16 protein-coding genes and 2 tRNA genes are annotated in these 21,501 nt (G+C 46.6%); 7 read left to right on the top strand and 11 right to left on the bottom strand.

Annotation, left to right across the window (positions count from 1 at the left end; translation table 11 throughout):
• Positions 1–39 precede the first annotated feature (39 nt).
• Positions 40–1,044, bottom strand: coding sequence for a Kelch repeat-containing protein (locus tag LS482_RS13735; protein ID WP_233028088.1), 1,005 nt, complete (start codon positions 1,042–1,044; stop codon positions 40–42).
• Positions 1,045–1,056: 12 nt separating this feature from the next.
• Positions 1,057–1,857, bottom strand: a complete 801-nt coding sequence (locus tag LS482_RS13730) for a DUF6268 family outer membrane beta-barrel protein (RefSeq protein WP_233028087.1) — start codon at positions 1,855–1,857, stop codon at positions 1,057–1,059.
• 293 nt (positions 1,858–2,150) lie between these two features.
• Between LS482_RS13730 and LS482_RS13725 the strand changes: the two genes are divergently transcribed.
• Positions 2,151–3,479 carry a DUF4270 family protein gene (locus LS482_RS13725; protein WP_233028086.1) on the top strand — a complete coding sequence of 443 codons (1,329 nt, stop codon included), beginning with the start codon at positions 2,151–2,153 and terminating at the stop codon, positions 3,477–3,479.
• 48 nt (positions 3,480–3,527) lie between these two features.
• Entirely contained in the window at positions 3,528–4,772 is a 1,245-nt protein-coding gene (gene bamG, locus LS482_RS13720; RefSeq protein WP_233028085.1) for a BamG family beta-barrel-assembly machinery protein, read from the top strand.
• A gap of 75 nt (positions 4,773–4,847) precedes the next feature.
• Here the strand turns inward: bamG and LS482_RS13715 are convergent, their stop codons facing one another.
• The 3 genes from LS482_RS13715 to sppA form a co-directional block, all read right to left on the bottom strand.
• Entirely contained in the window at positions 4,848–7,505 is a 2,658-nt protein-coding gene (locus LS482_RS13715; RefSeq protein ID WP_233028084.1) for an AsmA family protein, read from the bottom strand.
• Between the two features lie 79 nt (positions 7,506–7,584).
• Complete coding sequence (locus LS482_RS13710) at positions 7,585–8,292, bottom strand: queuosine precursor transporter (protein ID WP_233031828.1); 708 nt, start codon at positions 8,290–8,292, stop codon at positions 7,585–7,587.
• A 195-nt stretch (positions 8,293–8,487) separates the two neighbouring features.
• Positions 8,488–10,251, bottom strand: a complete 1,764-nt coding sequence (gene sppA / locus LS482_RS13705; RefSeq protein WP_233028083.1) for a signal peptide peptidase SppA — start codon at positions 10,249–10,251, stop codon at positions 8,488–8,490.
• Between the two features lie 195 nt (positions 10,252–10,446).
• Here sppA and folK point away from each other — a divergent pair, with 195 nt between their 5' ends.
• Entirely contained in the window at positions 10,447–11,589 is a 1,143-nt protein-coding gene (gene folK / locus LS482_RS13700) for a 2-amino-4-hydroxy-6-hydroxymethyldihydropteridine diphosphokinase (RefSeq protein ID WP_233028082.1), read from the top strand.
• Positions 11,590–11,731: 142 nt separating this feature from the next.
• On the opposite strand, the gene LS482_RS13695 is transcribed toward folK, so the two are convergent.
• Together LS482_RS13695 and LS482_RS13690 are read right to left on the bottom strand one after the other, a co-directional pair.
• Entirely contained in the window at positions 11,732–12,115 is a 384-nt protein-coding gene (locus LS482_RS13695; RefSeq protein ID WP_233028081.1) for a DUF3037 domain-containing protein, read from the bottom strand.
• Complete coding sequence (locus LS482_RS13690; RefSeq protein WP_233028080.1) at positions 12,093–12,884, bottom strand: HipA family kinase; 792 nt, start codon at positions 12,882–12,884, stop codon at positions 12,093–12,095. Before LS482_RS13690 ends, LS482_RS13695 begins: the two co-directional genes overlap by 23 nt.
• A gap of 150 nt (positions 12,885–13,034) precedes the next feature.
• On the opposite strand from LS482_RS13690, the gene LS482_RS13685 reads away from it, so the two are divergent.
• Positions 13,035–13,775: a DUF4488 domain-containing protein gene (locus LS482_RS13685; RefSeq protein WP_233028079.1), complete on the top strand. Its 741-nt coding sequence runs from the start codon at positions 13,035–13,037 to the stop codon at positions 13,773–13,775.
• Positions 13,776–13,781: 6 nt separating this feature from the next.
• Here the strand turns inward: LS482_RS13685 and LS482_RS13680 are convergent, their stop codons facing one another.
• Together LS482_RS13680 and LS482_RS13675 are read right to left on the bottom strand one after the other, a co-directional pair.
• The gene (locus LS482_RS13680; RefSeq protein WP_233028078.1) at positions 13,782–14,354 is read right to left on the bottom strand and encodes a pentapeptide repeat-containing protein; all 573 of its coding nucleotides are present in this window, start codon (positions 14,352–14,354) and stop codon (positions 13,782–13,784) included.
• On the bottom strand, positions 14,354–14,893 hold the full coding sequence (locus tag LS482_RS13675) for an RNA methyltransferase (protein ID WP_233028077.1): 540 nt from the start codon (positions 14,891–14,893) through the stop codon (positions 14,354–14,356). Before LS482_RS13675 ends, LS482_RS13680 begins: the two co-directional genes overlap by 1 nt.
• A gap of 360 nt (positions 14,894–15,253) precedes the next feature.
• Between LS482_RS13675 and mutS the strand changes: the two genes are divergently transcribed.
• From mutS to LS482_RS13660, 3 genes are all read left to right on the top strand, one after another.
• Entirely contained in the window at positions 15,254–17,824 is a 2,571-nt protein-coding gene (gene mutS, locus LS482_RS13670; RefSeq protein WP_233031827.1) for a DNA mismatch repair protein MutS, read from the top strand.
• A 173-nt stretch (positions 17,825–17,997) separates the two neighbouring features.
• Positions 17,998–18,070 (top strand) — tRNA-Gly (locus LS482_RS13665).
• Between the two features lie 91 nt (positions 18,071–18,161).
• Positions 18,162–18,247, top strand: a tRNA-Leu gene (locus LS482_RS13660).
• Between the two features lie 784 nt (positions 18,248–19,031).
• On the opposite strand, the gene trxB is transcribed toward LS482_RS13660, so the two are convergent.
• Positions 19,032–19,985 carry a thioredoxin-disulfide reductase gene (gene trxB, locus LS482_RS13655; RefSeq protein ID WP_233028076.1) on the bottom strand — a complete coding sequence of 318 codons (954 nt, stop codon included), beginning with the start codon at positions 19,983–19,985 and terminating at the stop codon, positions 19,032–19,034.
• 33 nt (positions 19,986–20,018) lie between these two features.
• Complete coding sequence (locus LS482_RS13650; protein WP_233028075.1) at positions 20,019–21,470, bottom strand: aminotransferase class V-fold PLP-dependent enzyme; 1,452 nt, start codon at positions 21,468–21,470, stop codon at positions 20,019–20,021.
• Positions 21,471–21,501: the final 31 nt, after the last annotated feature.

Raw genomic sequence — 21,501 nt, 5'->3', positions numbered from 1 at the left:
AATACTTTCTTATATTATCCTGTCTTTAGCTCATACAGGTTAATCATCTTCGTCGTATTCTTCCCAGGGAAAGAATTCCTTAAGGTCATCCAGGTACAAATTTCCGGAACGCCCCAATCCCACAAAGGCTCTTGCCCCGTTGGAAAACACAACCGGGCTCTGTCTTGAAGTTCCTTCAAAACCGGTCTTACGCTCCCAGGTGTCGTAAGCAGGATCGTATTCCCAAACCGAAGTAAGGCTTCCCGAAGCCGTACCACAGGCAATGTAACCATAGCTTCCTATTGAAAAGCCCACGCCATTACTCCTTATAATACTGTAATCGTCTTCCTCGTCCAGGTCCAGCAGCTTGGTCCAGGACTCCGATCCGGGATCGAACCTCCAGAAATCATCCAGGTAAACCCCGTTAGACACCCCGGTACCCATATATACATTACCGTCTATGGAAAAACTCGTAGCGCCTCTCCTTTTATCACCGCCGAAACCGAACAATTCGGTCCAGGTATCGGAAGCGGGATCGTATCTCCAGAAATCTTTCCGGTCGTTATCGCCATCGGTCCCCGTTCCGAAATAACCATAACCGTTCGCCGCAAAAGCCAATGCTTCCCTCCTGGGTCTTTCCGGAAAATCGGCAATGGAAGTCCAGGTATTGCCACTGGGGTTATAGGCATAGAAATCCCCGAGTTCGTCCACTCCGTCATAGCCGGAGCCTATATAGCCTTTTCCATCCACGGCAAAAGCTGTGGCCGCACTCCTGGCCGTTCCGGGAAAATCGGCTTTCTGTACCCAGTAATCGCCTTCCATATCGTATTCCCAGAAATCGACGCGGTAATCGTCTCCGTCATATCCTGTTCCCGTATATCCCTTGTTCCCGATAGAAAAATAGGCCGAACTGCTCCTCGGTTTCCCGTCAAATACGGAGCGGATTTCCCAGTTGCCCATATCTTCCTCATCGTCGCTGGAACAACCTGCCAGGAACACCAGGAAAAATACCAGGGGGATGCTATACAGGATAATGTGTAAATCTCTTTTCGTTGTTCTTCTCATTTGTTGTATGGTTTAAAAATTATATTTGATTCCAAGTGATATATAGGGAGCCGGAGCCGTTTCGTAGGCATATACCTCATCGTCATCCTGATAGCGTTCCAGTTCATTATGGATGGAATAGCCCAGCCCGGCCACGAGGTTCCAGCCCTGATTAAAGTGATATTCGTAATTGACACTTCCGCTCACATTCAGATAATTCAGTTTATAAAACCGGCTTTCCCGGTCGTTAAAATATCCCGTAACGGCATTTACCCCGGCATAGAAAGCATCAATATCCAGCAGGGGCTTTATGGTATGGCGGCGGTTTAAGGTCCAGGAGACCCAGGTATGCGGATAACCTATGGCATAGCTCAGGCGCCCGTCCGTTTTCCGCTTATAGTTCAGTATGGGAACAATACGGGGTTTTCCGAAAGCGGTTGAATACTCCGCACCCATCATCAGGGAAGAAAATGCACCGCTGCCATGCCCCCAGGTCTTTGTAAAATACGTACCGTAACTGACATTAAATCCCTCCTTCGTCCAGTTTCCCTGAAAATCGGAAGCGGCCTCGGGGCGGACAAATGCCGTGACAGACCACTCCTTTCCGAAAGGATAGGAAATGGCAACTTCCGGTCGTAACACATACGTTTCGGTAAAATGCATTCCCCTTTCCGCTACATCGGTATATGTATAGTCGAGATCAAATTTGTGGAGGTTCATCCCTATGTCCATACACAAATTCCCCAGGGCAAACACTTTATTGCCTTCCAGACGGCTCTCATAAATGTTCACCCCGTTGTCCGATTTGTTTATACTGTATTCCAACTGGATCATTTCCGGATTTTTTACCTGTCCTTCAACCCCGGCAAAAACCAGGAGGAAACATGGAATGATAAATACTGTTCTCACCAAACTTTTCCGGCAAATCTAAACAGTGCCTCCCCCGGGCAAAAACAGAATAGATAAACCCGCCCTATTCCTATACGAAAGGCGTGGTTTTACAGACCAAAACGAACAAGGCACTTTGATAGAGAAATAACCGGTATTGGTATAGATGCAACCCGGAATGGTCGATTTTCGTTTTCCCGCCGTCCGAACCCTTCTATTTTTGCCCAAAATCATATTACATGCGATACTTGCTAATTTCCTGTTTGCTACTGCTCATCTGTTCCTGTGGGGGCGATAACCTGTACGACACCGATTTTGAAGCCGGCGAGGATTTCACAGACAGCAATATCCGGGTACTCGCCATAGACACGCTTACGGTAGCGATGTCTACCATTAAATTCGACAGCCTTATAACTTCCAATGCTACCAGGATACTGGTGGGACAGTATACGGACACTGTGTTCGGGAAAACCACCGCTTCGAGTTATTTTGAACTGCTCCCGGAAGGTTACAGCATAGACAACGAAGGTATTTACGACAGTATTTCCCTTTTCCTGGACTACGATGAATATTATTATAACGATACGCTCCAGACCTCCTCCGTCTACGTAAAAAAACTGACATCGCGTGTAAAGCCTGTTCGGGGTAATGCTTTTTACAACCTGCAGTCCATCCCTTATGAGGAAGAAAGTATAGGCCAGGTTTCTTTTATCCCCAGACCTCTCGGGGGCACCGATTCTGTCGAAATAAAACTGAATGATGATTTTGGCCGCGATCTGTTTGACCGCATCCAGCAAAAGGAAATCACCACGAACGACCAGCTCCGGGAGTATTTTAAGGGGGTGACCCTCCAGCCGGGAGAAAATGATAACGGGGCGGTTGTAGGCTTTACGACATCGTCAGACAACAGTTTTTTAAGGATCTATTACTCCACACACGAAACGGAAGAACCGACAGTCCGGCACCTCGATTTTTCCATCAGTACGGAAAGCAGTCCCGCCACATTTTTCAACCGGATCGTGGCCGAAGACAACGATACTCCCTTCCACTCGCTTACAGACCAGGAAATACTGTTACCCAGTCCGGAAGCCGGAGACAAGACCTATATCCAGGCAGGTACGGGCATCACTACCCGAATACGGTTTCCTTCCATACAGTCCCTTTACGATATTGAGGGTACGGGCACCGTACTCAATGCGGTCCTGAAAATAAAACCCACCAACAATTATTACAACGATAACCTGTCGCTAACAGACACGCTCAATATCTACCTGGTAGACCAGAACAATGATATCAGCGAACAGCTTGCCAATTCGGAAGCCACGGCATTACAGGCGGTCCTGAACCGGGAAGACCGGGAGTTCAACAACATCTACTTCGAGGTTCCCCTGGGCACTTATATCGAACGTCTTTATACGGCCACCCGGGAAGACCGGAGCTCGCTGATACTGATTCCGGCCGACTACAGTTCGTCAGTACACCGGACGGTGCTCAACGGCGAGAACAATGCAGATTACGAGGCCACCCTGGAAGTCACCTATGCCGTTTATGACGAAGATGACGATTAACCCCAAAACGGATATTCAACGTGTAAAGGTCAAAACAAAAGTATTTTTATGAAGAAGACACTATTTTCCGCATGCTTTCTCGCAGGGTATTGTTTATCGGTAAACGCACAGTCCGAAGGGCTTACGGGATCGCCCTATTCCATGTACGGACTGGGGATTACCAACCAGATGAGCCTCGGAAAATCCAACGCCCTGGGCAGGAGCGGGATTGCCCTGCCGGGAAACACTGCAATAAATAACCTCAACCCCGCATCATACGCTTCCATTTTTGATAAATCATTTCTTTTTGACGTGGGGTTTCAATCGGAATACAACCACTTCTCCAACAAACAGAACGACGAGAACAAGTGGAGTTTCAATTTCTCCAACCTCGCTTTTGGCTTTTCCCTCTCGGAGAGGTCGGGCATCGGGCTGACCCTTATCCCCTATACCAATGTGGGATATACACTGCTCGGGGTTACCTCCAATATAGAAGGTTCCGATGAAGAGTTTGAAAGCACTATCATCGGTTCGGGAGGACTTAACGACCTCAGGCTCAATTACGGGTACCGGCTTTCTGATAAATTGAGGTTGGGGGCCAGTGCTTCTTTCCTGTTCGGGAGTATACAGGAAAACGAATTTTTCACTATTGGCAGCAACTATTTTGAAATGGATGAAACCACCTTCTACAACGGGCTCCGTTTTGGCTTCGGGATGCAATACGATATCGTAAAAAAACTCTCCGTAGGGGCCACGGTACAGCTTCCGGTTTCCCTGCAGGGCAATATGGACCGGACAGTGTTCAAAACCCTGGATGGTGTGAGTGTTATCGTAGAAGACGAAGAAGGAGAGGATGTCCCTCACTTTAAACTCCCCACGGAAATAGGTTTCGGGGTTTATTTTTCGCCTTTCGAAGGGTTCGCTGTAAATGCCGATTACAAGAGGAATTTCTGGAGTTCCACTAATCAAAGCGACAATGTAGGTGAATATACCGACCAGGACATCTTCGGTATAGGCGTGGAATACCTCAAAGATACCAGGGGACTGAAATACACCGACCGTATTCGCTACCGGGCCGGCTTTACCGCAGATAACGGTTACCTGTCCATTAACAACAAAAAGGTAAGCGGATATGCCATCACTGCCGGATTGGGGCTCCCTATCAATGCAAGAACGAATTCCATGCTCAACATTTCTTATTCTTACGGGCAAAAAGGACAACTATCCAATATTCTCATCAGGGAAAACTATCATTCCATCACCCTTAACGTGAGCCTGGAAGACCTGTGGTTCATCAAAAGGAAATACGATTAAAAAAGTACGAAGCTCGAAGTCAGGAACACTTAACCTTTCACAATACTTCGAACTTCGTGCTTCGCACTTCAAGCCTTAATTAGTAGTGTCTTTTTTCTTTTTTCCGAAAAGTCCCTGCAGCACATCCCTGGCCGCTTCTTTTACATCGTCCTCTTTTTTGGTGGCGGTTGAATCCGTAGCGGTAGTGTCCTTTTTATCTTTTCCCCCGACCAGATTGCCCAGTGCATCCCCAACGGCATCCTTGCCCTTATTCACCAGCTTATCCTTTTGATTGGCCACAATCTGTTGCGTAAGGCCCGCAACGGCAGATTTCATGTTTGTGGAAACGGAGGGGCTGGTATAAGACCCGCCTATTGTAGCGGTTACCGGAACGGTCATTTCTTCCTTTTCCTGTTCACTGAGCTGCGCCAGGAGGTTATTGGCTTCTTTGCCCAGGTACTTGGCCGGAACGTTGAATGTAGCATTGTAATTCAGGCTTTTGTCAAAGCCGTGACTGCCTGCTACTTCGATATCAATGTCCTTGTATTTAATGTGAAAGGGCTTCACATTTACCTTTCCGTCATCGAAGGACAGTGAAGTTTTGATATCTTTAAGGTCCAGCTTATCGGTATCCAGGAAACTGAGATTTCCCGCCAGTCCGCTCAGGAGTTTGGAGTTTTCGGAATCAATGCCGGAAGTAAGCACTTCGGCAAGGGCGTTACCTGAAACGGACAGTAATACCGGGGTAAGGTCATCGTTCAGGTTCCCTGACAGGGAAAGGTCGGTATTCAGTTTTCCCTGTAATATTCCGGCTATGGGAGTCAGGGCCTTCAGCATGTCCAGCCCCCGGAAAGATTCCGAAATATCAAAATTCCGGATATCCATGTTCATGTTAAAGGTAGGTGTTTCCTCTTTGGTCGACACGTCCCCGTTTATGGCCAGTTGTCCCTGGAACACATCCGATCTCAGGTCTTTCAGCGTAGCTTTTTCGTCCCTGATGATGAGGGTCCCTTTTACGTTTTTTAATTGAAGATCGTCATAGATCACGGTATTGGCCGATGCATTTACCGTACAGTCCAGGAACGAAGGTATTTTTATTTTTTCCTGTGCCCCTCCCGGGTTTTTCGCTTCCGGTTTATTTTTTTCCTCACCGTTTTCCGCAGCCCTCTCACCTTCTCCGTCAGCTACCATAAAATCATTCAGCGCAAAGGTGCCGGACGACAGGTTAAAATTTCCTTCTATATTTTCCTTGTTGAACATAAAGCCCATCAGGTTGTTGATGGTCCCCGAGGCATTCAGGTCGGTCTGCCCCGTTTTGGCCTCAAACCTGTTAAGGCTTACCGTAGCGGGATTAAAAGTGACATCGGCCTTGCTGATACTTACAGGGTTGGCCATTTCTTCGGAAGCGTACGTAAACCCGGTCAGGTTCAGTGTCCCGGAATTTTTGGTGTTTCCGTATTTTTTATGCTCAATGGAAGCCATGTCAAAGGCCGTGGTAATATCCGCCGTGAGAATACCGCTGAGTTCTTCCTCCATGGGGAACGGATAGGCTTTGGACAGATTGGCCAGATTCAGTTTTCCGTCAATCCTGGCATTGACGTGCATGTTTTCCGTAACATTGTTGAGCCGCGCCCGGGCATTAAACACATCCTGGTCTATCCGGAAAGACAGTTTTTCTATATCCACATAGGTGTCTTTTGTCAGGCCCGTTTCATTCACCAGATTGGTGGCCAGCCGGATATCGGTGACTGATTTGGGCAGGTCGGGATATTTGAAAGAGGCATTGCTTGAGGTTATTTTTATATCAAAAGCCGGAATATGCGTATCGTCAATGGTACCCTTTACTTTTCCTTTCACCTCAAAATTTCCGGTGGTCTCTACATTTTCAATATCGCTGGAATAGGCTTCCGGGATCACGGCCAGGAAATTCCTGAAATCGGAAGATGGGGTGTTAAAGGTCACATCCACCTCCTGGTTGTTATCATTGATCTGCACATACCCGTCAAATACCAGCGGAAGCTGATTGAGCAGCAGCGTATTGTCGAGAAAGGTATAACGGTTGTTTTCGAGGTCTATTCCCAGAACGGCCTCCAGGTTTACCTTATTCTTATTCACATAAGCCGTGCTGTCCATGACAAACGAGACCAGGGCATCTGTCTTTGTGGTGAGTTCCGACTTGCTCAGGGAAAGGTCACCGCTTCCGGAGTGGTTGAGCTCTTCCAGCACAAACTGCATCTTTCCTTCTTTATCCAGGTAGGAAATGCGGCTGTCGGTTATTTCATATTGCTGTACGGAAAAGCTGAAGTCTTCACTATCTCCCGTTGCGGTTTCGCTTTCCGCAGTCTCCCCGCTTTCCTTTGCAATGTCGTAATTTGCTTTCCCTTCGCCATTCACCAGGATATTGACATTGGCCTTGTTCACAGCAAAACTGCTCACCTCCATACCGCTTCCCTTAAAAAGTTCGGCAATCCCCATTTTTACGGATACTTCATCGGCATAGAACAGGGTATCCCCTTCAAAAGGGGCCTTGTTTATGACCGATATTTCATTGAGGGAAACCCTGGCTTTCGGAAAACCGGACAGAAGACTGATGTCCAGATCGGCAAAATCTACCGTGGCATTTATATTTTTGTTGATGTTATCCTTGACCAGCGCCGTTATCTTGTCTTTGAACAAAAGCGGGGTTACGGCAAGCAGGAGTACAATAACCCCGATGATAATCCCTGCTATTTTTATTCCTTTTTTGATTTTCATTGCTATTTTGATTTTTTATTTAACGCCTTTACGGATCTCCGTATTCCCCCGGAACCTCTCTACATATAAATACGTACGGCTACGGCAGTTGGATTTCTTCCCCCCGCTCCAAGTGAAACCGTTTCCGGATAACATATACAAAAAAATACAAAAACGGCGTGTCCAGCAAAGCTATTAACATTTTAAAGAGCACACCTCCGATAAGCAATCCGGTAAAGCGTTCCCAGGCAATGACCTTAAAGGAACACAACAACAGCAATACCGTCATGGTATCTATAAGCTGTGAGGAAAAAGTGGAGAAGTTGTTCCGCAACCACAGGTGCTTTCCTTTCGTATAATTTTTCCAGAAGTGATAAATATGGATATCGATGTACTGAGCCGCGAGGTAAGCCAGCATGGAAGCCAGTACCGCCAGTACCGTACGGCCGAAAACGGTGCGGAAGAGTTCATCACCGATGGGAGACCAGTCCGTAGCCGGCGCGGCCGCCGAAACATAGATGATGAGCAGTGAAAAAAAGGAAGCGAAGATCCCCGCCGTAACCACCTGGTTGGCCTTTTTCCGGCCGAACACTTCGGAGATAAGGTCTGTAATAAGAAACGTAACGGGATAAGGCAGTATCCCCACGGATATCTCAAATATTCCTGCCCCGAAAATAGTGACTTCCCCGAAAGGATACCAATAGAAAAACTTCTGAAAAATGAGGTTCGAAACCACCAGGGAGGTGATAAACAATGCGGCGAGATACAGATATAACTGGTATGCAGCTTTTTGGTGTTGCATTAAAATTTGATAATTAGTCCATTTGATAATGTGCCGGTTCGACAATGGGTTTGTTCAGATTTTTCGTTTTTGAAATTGTCGGGAAAGTATTTCCTCCTGCCTTTGCTCCTGTTAAATCCGGTAGTTATTCCAAGACATCGGATTATCACACTCCGACTCCCCTCAAAACACATCGACACATTTACCAGCTGACAAATTTCCTTAACGAATGATCAATTCAAACGGAAGCCTGGCCTGAACTCCTTTTTGTTGTGACAATACTTTTATTTTCTGTAAGATCTCATAAGCTTCCCGTCCCAGCTCTTCTTTCAGCATATGCTCCTTGTTCCGGGTAAGCGATACCCCGATGAATTTATCCATAATATCTTCAATGCTGGTCGTGTATACCGGATAGTCTTCCACGGCATATTCTTCTATGCCGGCGGTTTCCGCAGCATACCCTATGGCATCGCCGAGACCGCCTATTTCATCAACAAGACCGATCTCCCGGGCTTCCCTGCCGCTCCATACCCGTCCCTGGGCAATACGGTCAACCTCGTCCTCGCTCATATCCCTGCCTTCGGCCACATGGCTTACAAAAGTATCGTAAATGTTTTCTATACTTTCTTTGGTAACCTTGCGGTATTCCTCAGACAAGGGTTCAAAAACACTGTATCCGAGGGCCTGCCGGTTGGTAACCACCTGTTCCGCATTAATGCCCCACCGGTCTGCCAGTTGTTTGAAATTGGGAAGCATCCCGAAAACCCCGATAGACCCGGTGATGGTAGTGGATTCCGCAAATATCCTGTCGGCCCCCGTAGCGATATAATATCCGCCCGAGGCTGCCAGGTTCCCCATGGAAACTACGACAGGTTTTTTCTTTTTGGTGATCTCCACCTCCCGCCAGATAATATCCGAGGCCAGGGCACTCCCTCCCGGTGAATTGACACGCAACACGATAGCTTTCACCTTGTCGTCTTTCCTCGCTTCCCGGAGCGAGCGGACAATGATCCCCTGTCCTACATAATCCTTGCTTCCTTCTCCATATACGATATCGCCCTCGGCATATATCACGGCGATCCTGTCTTTTCCTGCCTTTTTATTTTTCTTCGCAACATACTCGGCATATGCTTCTGTACCGACAAATTTGATATCCTTGTCTTCGTCCAGGCCGCAAGCCTTTTTCAATGCGGCTTCATACTCATCAAAATATGCTATACGGTCTACCAACTGCGCCTTCAGTGCCTTTGCCGGAGTCCTGGCTTCCAGGTCGTCTGCAATAACATCGAGGGCATCAGGATGTACCCTTCTGCTGGCGGCAATATCGTCCAGCATGGAATTCCATACGGAATACAGCAGTTCCGATAATTGTTCCCGGTTTTCCGGGCTCATTTTGTTATCCAGAAAAGGTTCTACCGCACTTTTGTACTTGCCGTGCCGTATGACTTCCAGCTTCACTCCCGACTTTTCCTGAAGGTCCTTGAAGAACAACACCTCCGAAGCCAGTCCCTTAAATTCTATATCCCCTACCGGGTTTACAAAAACCGAATCGGCCACGGAAGCCAGGTAATAATCCTGTTGTGCGTAGAAATCCCCGTAAGCGTATACAAACTTACCGGATGTCTTAAAATCGTCTATGGCATCACGAATCGCTTTTACCTGGGCCATTCCTGCGGGAAAATAACTGCTCTTGATACTTATTCCCCTGATCTTATCGTCGGTTTTCGCCTTTTTTATCGCTGTCAGCATATGGTTAAGACCGTCGTATTCTTCGAATTTCATCCCGAAATCGGTAAAATCAAACCGGCCGCCATAATCTTTAAGGGGCTCGTCAATACCGATTTCCAAAACCGAATTTTCGGATACGGTGATCACATTTTCCTGGCTTCCGGCCAGGGCGACAAAAATAAGGAGCATACAAAACAGTACCCCAAAAGCAACAAGACATCCCAGAACGGATGCTAATAAATTTCTTAAAAACTTCATTTCTTAACTATGTATTGGTTGTGGATATAAAACGTACTGTGCATATTACTTTTCCACCATGATTCACAAAGATAATCTTTTCGATTTATGAATAACGATTCAGTTCCGGGGATTTTGAGCGTTGCCCTGATTTTCATTGTAGATTATCCGCTGTCCGAATTCGTTTATATTGGTTTCTTTTGTTTATTTTGCACAATGAAACGCGCATATCTGTCCATAGGAAGCAATCTCGGAGATAAAATACAAAACCTGCAAAATGCCATTACCCGCCTGGAGAAGGACAATCGGCTGAAAGTGGCGGCTTGTTCACGGGTATACCAGACCCCCGCCTGGGGGTTTACCGGTGACGACTTCCTGAATGCGTGTATCGCCGTTGAAACGGATTTTCAACCCCCGGAATTGCTTCACCATATTCTGCATACGGAGAAAATGCTGGGAAGGATAAGAACAAAAGAAAAAGGATATCACCCCAGGACCATCGATATCGATATTTTGTTTTATGAAGATGAGATTATCCGGCAAAACGAACTGATAATACCACATCCCCGGATCGCCGACCGGAGGTTTGTATTGCAGCCTCTCGCGGACATTGCTCCGGGTAAAATACATCCTGAACTGAAAAAAACCGTAGGCCAGTTGCTGGAAACATGTGCAGATAAAAGTGACATCACTATTACCCGCCACAGCCTGCAGGCCGAAAAGGAAAACCCTTTTTCCTCGTTTAATTACATCGCCATTGAAGGTAATATCGGTTCGGGAAAGACCTCCCTGGCCACTATGATCGCGGAAGATTTTAACGGTAAGCTCATCCTGGAACGCTTTGCGGACAATCCTTTTTTGCCCAAATTTTATAAAGATCAGCACCGCTATGCCTTTCCGCTGGAAATGTCTTTCCTTGCCGACCGGTACCAGCAGTTTACCGATGATACTTCCCAGCCCGACCTCTTCAAAAACTTCATGGTAAGCGATTACGACATCTTCAAATCACTGATATTTGCCAGGGTAACCCTCGGGGAAGATGAATTCCGGCTCTACCGGAAACTGTTCGATATTATGTACAAGGAGGTGATAAAACCGGACATTTATGTGTATCTCTATCAGGATACGGAGCGCCTGCTGCAAAATATCAGGAAAAGAGGGCGAAAGTACGAACAGGACATTCCCGACAATTACCTGGAAAAGATCAATAAGGGTTATTTTGACTTTATCAGGACCCACCAGTATGAAAACGTATTAATTCTTGATATTTCGGACCTGGATTTCGTTCAAAACAAGAACGACTACAAAATCATTATCGATAAAATACATCATTTCAAGGACAAAATGCAGAAATTATAATTTTTTTAACTTTTCCTTGCTTATTTTAAAAAGGTTGTTTTAAATTAGTGGACGTTAATAAAACTAACTAACTTTTTTTCATAATCCAACCCCCGGGATTCAAGCAATTGAATCCCTTTTTTTATGCCCCGGGGTCTTTGTATCACAACACCAGTTCTTCAAATAATTGATGCAGGGTTACATCCGGGTCCGTACAAAAACCGGGGTGGGGCCTCGATGTTTGTATAATGGAACTGCGCACAGCCGTAAGCCAGCGAAAACGGGAAGGCAGGTCGAGCCTGGCTATGGGTCCGCCGTCTTTACTGCCACGGCATATCTTGTCAAAAGATTGCAGGTTTTCTTCCAGTTGCTCCCTGTCTGTTTCGCAGGCAAACAATTTCAATTTCCCTTCATCAATACGGTACAGTGTCTTCAGGAACGACATTTCCTTACAAAAGAGCACAATGCCTGTATTGAGAAACTCTTCCCGCTCTACCCTGGGCACCAGTCTTATTACCGCATATTCATATAACCGCTTCTCTTGCATGCTTTGCTTCGTTTACAAAAATTCCTGAATTTGCCAGTCTTGTGGTCAAAAAATTAAAATAAACATCCCTGATCTGCTGCGGTGTTTGGTCCACATATTCCCATTCCAGCCACTCCTCCGGGATTAAATCTACGATCGTCCTAAGCGCATCATCCGTTAATTGCTTTCTGAATGCGCTGTCTACTTCATCCAGCATACCTGCCTGTGACAACAATACATGATCTTTTATATACGCAAAAGGGGTCCTGGCCTGTTTTTCCCAATTATTCCACGAGTGGTGAAAATAAAATGAGGCCCCGTTGTCAATGAGCCACACTTCCTTGTGCCAATGCAACATATTGGTATTTCGGAATGTCCTGTCTATGTTTGTAATAAAGGCATCCAGCCATACAATCCTGGAGGCGAGTTCCTCGTCGACTTCTACGGCTACCGGGTCAAAATTAATGGCACCGGAGAGAAAATGCATTCCTATGTTGAGTCCCTGACTGGCACGGAGCAGGTCCTGGATTTCTTCATCGCCCTCCGTACGTCCGAAAGCCTCATCGAGTTCGGCATACACAATCTCGGGAATTTTGAGTCCCAGTTTTCTGGCGATCTCGCTCCCCAGTAATTCGGCGATCAGTGCCTTGACACCATGTCCGGCTCCCCTGAACTTTACCACATATTTAAAACCGTCGTCGGCATCTGCCAGGGCGGGGAGGGAACCTCCCTCCCGCAAAGGCGTGATATACCGGGTTACGGTAACTTTTCTGATCTCCAAAGGCGTCATCCGTTCTTACTTTTCTTAGACAAATATAGTTTATTCTTTCCGGGCCCCGGCAGTACCGGTTCCTTGAAAAAACAATTCGCCCCCTTGCCTGTTCCTTTGTGTATCAACAAAAACACGTATCTTTATACTTCATCCCAAATAACTGAAATCATGAGAAGTACATTATGCGCAATGCTGTTTCTTTTTTTCCTGGCCGCTACTACTGCCCAAAATATAGAAGGCGCCTGGCAAATGACCCACAAAAACGGTGATGCAATAAAGGGTACGGAATACATTAAAATATACCAGGACGGCTACTTTGCCTTTGGGGGCAAGCAACTGCACGGTAACCGATTTACCGATACCGGCGGAGGTGAATATACCCTGAATGACAACCACTACACGGAAACCCCCGATTTTTATACGGCTGCTCCGGAAAAAACAGGCAAAAAACAGGAATATTCGGCAACCGTAACCGGAAACAAAATGGTTTTACAACAAAAAAACGGGGATACGGAAACGTGGAAGCGGATATCAGACAAAAAGGATGACCTTACAGGCAATTGGGTCATTACCGGCAGGGCCAATTCCGAAGGCAAGCTACATCAAATGACCCCCGGCGACCGCCGGACCATAAAGATACTCAGTGGCGGAAGGTTCCAATGGGTAGCGTTCAATTCCGCAACCAAAGAGTTCCACGGCACCGGGGGCGGCACCTATACTGCAAAGAACGGTAAATACACCGAGAACATTACCTTTTTTTCCCGCGACAACAGCCGTGTGGGCGCATCACTGGAGTTCAACTACGAAGTGAAAGACGGCAAATGGCACCACAGCGGCAAGAGTTCAAAAGGGAAACCGATCTACGAAATATGGTCGAAGTACAGCGAAGCTTATACCGGGGAAAAATAGGAAGTCCTACTCCAGGATAATACCGTATTTTTCCAGTAATCCGGCAGCTCCCTGCATGGAAAACCGGGCTTTCCGGAGACGATTGATTTCCGGGTCGATAGAAAAGTTATATGCAGTCCTGAAGTCGGCACGTTCGAGAACGGTGTTTTCAAAAACCGCCCCGGTGAGGTCGCAATTCTCAAAAACCGCTTCCTTCAGATCGCATTCCCTGAAATCCACACCTTCCAGCTTACAGTTTTTAAAATGCATCGCCTTCAGCTTCATCCCGAAGAAAGAAGAAAAATCAAGGCTACAATTTTCAAAACGGAAAGACAGCAAAATACCGTTACTGCGATCGAACGGAATACCGAGAAGTTTACAATGTTCGAACACCACATCGCGAAATGCCGTGTTTACCGGCTTTGCCATACTGAAATCGCAATAGGAAAAACGGCATTCGAAAAAATCGGTTCCGGACAGATCAACACGTGAAAAACTGCAATTTACAAACAAACAGTTTTCATATTCCCCTTTGTCCGGACCGTTTGCCGAAAAATCCGTCTTCTCAAAAATCCGGTCATAAATCATCCTGTTATCCATTATTTGTTTGTAAACCGGATCTTATTAAAAAAGTCCCATATCACTACCCCTGCACTCACAGAGATATTCAGGGAATGTTTGGTTCCGTATTGTGGTATCTCTACAACCTCGTCACAGGATGAGACTACGTCCTGATTCACTCCTTTTACTTCGTTACCGAAAATGACAGCGTATTTCCTTTCCCGTTCCGGTGTAAAATCATTGAGCATCCCTGCATTTTCCGCCTGTTCCACAGCCACGGTAATAACGCCCTCTTCCTTTAGCTGATGCACCAGGTCCCGGGTATCTTTTACATACGTCCACGCTACGCTATCCGTGGCCCCCAATGCGGTTTTATGGATATCCTTGTGCGGGGGTGTCGCCGTAATACCGCACAGGTATATTTTTTCCACCAGGAAAGCATCGGCCGTACGGAATACCGATCCTATATTATTAAGGCTCCTGATGTTATCCAGGACGATTATCAAAGGGGTCTTTTCCGCTTGTTTGAACTCTTCCACCCGTAATCGTTCCAGTTCGCTGTTCTTCAGTTTTCGCATACTGCCTGTTTTGCCTTTCGATGAGTACGGAACAAAATTAAGCTTTTACCGTCCAAAACAAAACCTGCGGATAACAGCTTTTCCTGTAAACAAAAATTTCAAACGGATGAAATAATTCATAAATTCGCCCTTGTTAGGAAAAGGCCTGAAAAAAGGTATCCGGGTAGTTATCCCGGAGGGACACCCTCCCTGCCCCCCTTAAGGGGGGAGGTTTATATCCTTTTAAATGAAGAATGGCTCCCCCCTTGAGGGGTAACAGGCATGACCAAACCTGCAACTTGTAACCTGGAACCTTAAACATTGAACCTTAAACCACAAACAACATTGGCAGCTACAAAAAGTAAGAAGGAAACGCCTTTAATGAAGCAGTACAACCAGATCAAGGCCAAGTATCCGGATGCTATGCTTTTGTTTCGTGTGGGGGACTTTTATGAAACCTTCGGCGAAGATGCCGTAAAAGCGGCCAGGATACTCGGCATTGTGCTTACCCACCGGAACAACGGCGGAGACCGTACCGAACTGGCCGGGTTCCCGCATCATTCCCTCAACACCTACCTCCCCAAACTGGTGAAGGCCGGGGAACGCGTAGCTATCTGTGATCAGCTCGAAGACCCGAAACTCACCAAAAAAATCGTAAAACGCGGCGTTACCGAACTCATTACCCCGGGAGTAGCCCTTAACGACGATATCCTCCATGCCAAGGACAACAATTTTCTCTGTGCCCTGCACTTTGGCAAAAAACAACTCGGTATTGCCTTTCTCGATATTTCCACAGGGGAATTTTTAACCTCACAGGGAAATACGGAGTATGCCGATAAGCTGTTACGTAATTTTAATCCGAGTGAAGTCCTCGTGTCCAAGAAAAACAAACAGGACTTTTTCGGGGCATTCGGCAATGACCTTCATACCTTTTTTACGGAAGACTGGGTATTCCAGGAAGATTTTGCCGATGAGACCCTCACCAACCATTTCAGGACCAGTTCACTGAAAGGCTTCGGTATAGATCACCTGGCCGAAGGTATCATTGCTTCCGGGGCCGCACTGCATTACCTGTCGGAAACCCAGCATAACCAGTTGGAGCATATTACGTCGATCAACCGCATCGCTGAAGAGGAGTATGTGTGGATGGATCGTTTTACCATCCGGAACCTGGAACTCTATCATTCAACGGCAGCCAGCGCGGTTACACTTATCGATGTCATAGACAAGACCATTTCCCCCATGGGGGGACGTATGCTGAAACGCTGGCTGGCCCTTCCGTTAAAGCACGGCGAAAAAATAAAGCAGCGCCACGGTGTTGTAAACTATTTTCTCCGGGAAGAATCCGCATTGCAGAAAATCCGCGGACAGATCAAACAGATCAGCGATATCGAGCGGCTAATTTCCAAGGTGGCTACCGGGAAGATCAACCCGCGGGAAGTGATCCAGCTCAAGAATTCGCTGGAAGCCATTGTCCCGATAAAGGCACTTGCGGCCGACAGTGCGGAAGAGGCCCTGAAAAATATGGGCGGTAAATTACACCTTTGTGACACCCTGCGTTCCAAAATCAAGGAAACCCTGCGGGAAGATGCGCCTGTGAACATACAAAAGTGCAATGCCATAGCCGAAGGGTTCTCCGAAGAACTGGACGAATTGCGCAAGCTGGCCTTTTCGGGGAAAGATTACCTGGACCAGATGCTGGAACGCGAGTCGCAACGTACCGGTATCACTTCCCTTAAAATAGATTCCAACAACGTTTTCGGCTATTACATTGAAGTCCGTAACACCCACAAAAGCAAAGTCCCCGCCGAATGGACCAGAAAACAGACACTGGTCAATGCCGAACGGTACATTACGGAAGAACTCAAGGAATATGAAGCCAAAATACTGGGCGCGGAAGAAAAAATACTGTTACTGGAACAGCAACTGTTTGCGCAACTGGTAGAATGGATGAGGCAATTCATTTCCCCGGTACAGGCCAATGCCGCACTGGTGGCACAGCTGGACTGTCTGAGTGGTTTTGCACAACTCGCCCGGGAAAACAATTATACCCGTCCGCAGATCGATGACTCTTTTGAGCTGGACATCAAAAACGGACGGCACCCGGTCATCGAAAAACAATTGCCGATAGGCGAGGCCTACATTGCCAATGACGTTTTCCTCGACCGCGAAGAGCAGCAGGTCATCATGATCACCGGGCCCAATATGAGCGGTAAATCGGCCATACTCCGCCAAACGGCGCTGATTGTACTCCTCGCCCAGATGGGAAGTTTTGTTCCTGCGGATGAAGCCCGTATCGGGATCGTCGATAAAATCTTCACCCGTGTCGGTGCCAGCGACAATATTTCAATGGGGGAATCCACTTTTATGGTGGAAATGAACGAAACCGCTTCCATCCTGAACAATATCTCGGAACGAAGCCTGGTACTGCTCGACGAAATCGGCCGGGGCACCAGCACTTATGACGGTATTTCCATAGCCTGGGCCATATCCGAATACCTACACGAACACCCCGCCCGGGCAAAAACGCTATTTGCCACACATTACCACGAACTCAACGAAATGACCGAAACTTTTCCCCGGATAAAAAATTACAACGTTTCGGTCAAGGAACTAAAAGACAAGGTGTTGTTTTTGCGTAAACTCGTTTCGGGGGGCAGTGAACACAGCTTCGGTATCCACGTGGCCAAAATGGCGGGAATGCCGCAACAGGTGATCCAGAAAGCCAATAAAATCCTGAAAAAACTGGAAAAATCGCATTCGGCAGACGAGCTCTCAGACAGCCTGAAATTGGTTGAAAACGATATGCAACTGAGTTTTTTCAACCTGGACGACCCCCTGCTGGAAGACATCAAGGAAGAAATTCTCCACACGGATATCGATACGCTTACCCCGGTGGAAGCACTGATGAAACTCAACGAAATAAAACGCATGCTCACCAGGTCCAAATAGCGCCCGATCCAGGGGAGAGGATATAATGATTTCAATTTCAAGATATTCCCGGAACAGCAGGTGTTATCAGGGGCAAAAAAGCGTTGTTTTTCAAAAAAATTCTTTGCCATTTACAGAAAAGCATTAAATTTGCATCCGCAATAAAGCCCTGAACGGGCACGTTCTTAAAAAATGCGAAAATAGCTCAGTTGGTAGAGCGCCACCTTGCCAAGGTGGAGGTCGCGGGTTCGAATCCCGTTTTTCGCTCGGTTTCGGCTCCAGTTTCCCCTGAACTCCCATGTACTGAACACAGTCGAAGGGTTCAATCACCGGAGTTGGTTGAAATATTTAATTTCACGCTCGGATGGTGGAATTGGTAGACACGTTGGACTTAAAATCCAATGAACAGCAATGTTCGTGCGGGTTCAAGTCCCGCTCCGAGTACAGTTTAAACCTTGTAAAGTATTGATTTTACAGGGTTTTTTATTTTTTGGGCTCCGAACAGGGCTACTTTTGTACGGAACAGGGGGAATATTTACTTACTATCTTTCAAAACCAAATCAAGCCCAAAAGTTGTAAAAAACTCTTGAATTCTCATTCTCCATGAGAGCCCTGTATGATATGTTAAAGTCTAAACACAAAAACCCCGATATTTCTCTTAAAACACTTTTATTTTTCATCCAATACTATAAATAAGAGATCAGTTCTAAAAGTTGTGGACATTGTTGGGGTTCAGACATAAACAGCAGAACATAAGAGGTTCGACTTGCGATCTATCAAATAGTTCCTTTTTGTTACAGTGTTTGTATTGACCTCAATTGAGAGTCATTTACTGCAGCCGCCCTTGAATAGTGTAAAACATTATAGTCTTGTTGTCGGGTTAACAGGTTAATGAGTTATTCAGTTCATACGTGATGCCTAAATAACTGAATAACCAAATAACTAAAATACAACCTCATTTGCAACATTCAACCCGAAAAACATTCGTGTATCCGTGGCAAAACCAAAACGGGAAACTTACAACAAGCGAAAAAACCCACAACCTTTGATCCTGATCCTAAATAAGCTTGTAAAACACGGGGCTTTATCCACCCCGTGTTTATTCAAAAGAAACCAGTAGCCAACTCAAATACTAACTTACATGAGAACAAAAGTTTAGTAACGTTTCTTTTGACAATCAGGTTTTAACCCTACTAACAAAATTTACAGTTAAATACTGTATGTGTTCTTATTCAACTGTACTCAACTCAACCGAGGACAAATAGCGTTCGGCTTCAAGGGCGGCCATACACCCGGTCCCGGCCGCGGTAATAGCCTGCCGGTAAACGTGATCGGCCGCATCTCCGCATACAAAAACACCTTCCACACTGGTCTGTGCCGTGCCCGGAGTATTAATAATGTATCCTGTTTCGTTCAGCTGGAGATGACCTTTAAAGATATCCGTGTTCGGTTGGTGCCCTATGGCTACGAAAAATCCGGTGGCAGGGATGTCTGTGGTTTTTCCGGTGATATTGTTTTTTATACGCACTCCTGTCACCAGTTGCCCGTCTCCCAATACCTCTTCTGTTTCGGTATTGAACAGGATCTCAATGTTTTTTGTTTTGCGGACCCTCGCTTCCATAATGTTCGAGGCCCGGAATTCATCACGTCTGACCAGCATGGTGACTTTCCTGCATAATTTCGAAAGGTAATGGGCTTCCTCACAGGCCGAATCTCCTGCTCCCACAATAACCACCTCCTGGTTACGATAGAAAAAACCGTCACACACTGCGCAAGCCGAAACACCGCCTCCTGACCGGAGATATTTTTGTTCCGAAGGTAATCCCAGGTATCTGGCCGAGGCTCCTGTCGCAATAATTACGGTTTCACAATGAAGTTCTATGGTATCATTGATCCATACTTTATGAACGGGGCCGGTAAAATCAACTTTCGTGGCCCATCCGTCCCTGATGTCTGTTCCGAAACGTTCGGCCTGTTGCTGTAATTGGATCATCATCTCCGGGCCTGTTATGCCCTCCGGGTATCCCGGAAAATTTTCCACATCATTGGTTGTGGTCAATTGCCCGCCCGGTTGGGTTCCCTGATATAAAACGGGGTTCATATTCGCTCTGGCCGCATAAATGGCCGCCGTGTAACCCGCCGGCCCTGATCCGATGATAAGACACTTTATATTTTCTTTCATATTGTAGTATTTAAATCCGTCCGATCAAAAAAACTATAGTTCAAAAAATTCTTCCTTTTCAGAATCCGTACGGATGTCATGAATATATTCGAATTCATTATCCGAAGGATTGTACCTGTAATCCTTTTGCCATTCGTCCTTATTCCGTATCATCTCTTTTATGGCCCCGGCGATGTACCGGATCTCATCAAAATCCATGGTGGGGTGCATGGAAACACGTACCCAACCGGGTTTATTGCTCAAATCTCCCTGATCGATCCGATCCATGATGGAGGCAGATACAGCCTTGTCCAGTCCGAACAGGTAATGGGCGTACGTACTTGCACAGGACCACCCGCCCCGGACCTGGATACCAAAGCGGTCGTTTAACAGCCGTACCACGAGATTGTAGTGCATTGCATTGATGTTAAAGGAGATGCACCCGATCTTTTTGGCCCGGGTATTCCCTAAAAATTCAATTTCTCTTACCCCGTGTAATTCGTTCATAAAACAGTCCATCAACTCCTGCTCTCTTTCTGCCATCAATTGCGGATCGAGCTGTTCCTTTAATTTGATGGCCAGCGCAGCCCTGATCGTTTGTATAATGCCAGGAGTTCCGGCGTCTTCCCGGGTCTCTATAGCATCAAAATAGGCGTGCTCTCCCCAGGGCGTTGTCCATTTGACGTTTCCCCCGCCCGGGATCTCGGGAGTTGAAACCCGATAGAGCTCCTTATTAAAGACCAGAATACCACAAGCACCCGGCCCGCCCAGAAATTTGTGCGGGGAAAAGGAAACGGCATCCAACCGCTCGTCTTTATTTTCAGAGTGCACATGGATATCCACATAGGGTGCAGCGGCCGCAAAATCAACAAAGCAGTAGCCTCCATACTGGTGCATTACCCGGGCCAGTTCAGAATAATTGGTAATTAGCCCCGTAACATTCGAGCATGCCGTAAAGGCTCCTATTTTGAGTTTGCGCCCCTCATATTGCTTCACCTGTTCCGCCAGTTGTTCTGGACATGGCATCATATCTTCACCGGGAGGGACTATAACAACATCGGCATGGGTTTCAAACCAGGGCACATGATGGGAATGATGTTCCATATGGGTGATAAACACCACTGGTCTTTCCGTATCGTATCTTACCTGATCTTTCCGGAGTTTCAGAATGCCGATCAGCCGGGACAGGGCCCCGGTCATCCCGGAACCGGTTGTTATTAAAATATCATCCTCACCGGCATTGACATGCTTCCTGATAATGGACCGGGCATCCCTGTAGATCTCTGTTGTGATCTTTCCTGTTTCACTGGAAAAGGAATGCGTGTTGGCCAGATACGGACCCAGCTTATCTTTTATTTTATCCTCGATCGGACCGTATAACCTTCCGGTGGCAATCCAGTCGGCATACAATACTTTCTGCTCCCCGTAGGGCGATTGAAAAACGTTCTGATCTCCTATAGTATGATCCCGGAAAGTCTTAAAATGTTCTTCCAAGTGTACTTCCATAATTTTAAAGGCAATTTAAGTTGTTTTATAG

The organism is Sinomicrobium kalidii (assembly GCF_021183825.1).
Lineage (GTDB): Bacteria > Bacteroidota > Bacteroidia > Flavobacteriales > Flavobacteriaceae > Sinomicrobium > Sinomicrobium kalidii.
The sequence above is the reverse complement of the archived record's forward strand: the minus strand, read 5'-3'. Positions and strand labels throughout refer to the sequence as shown.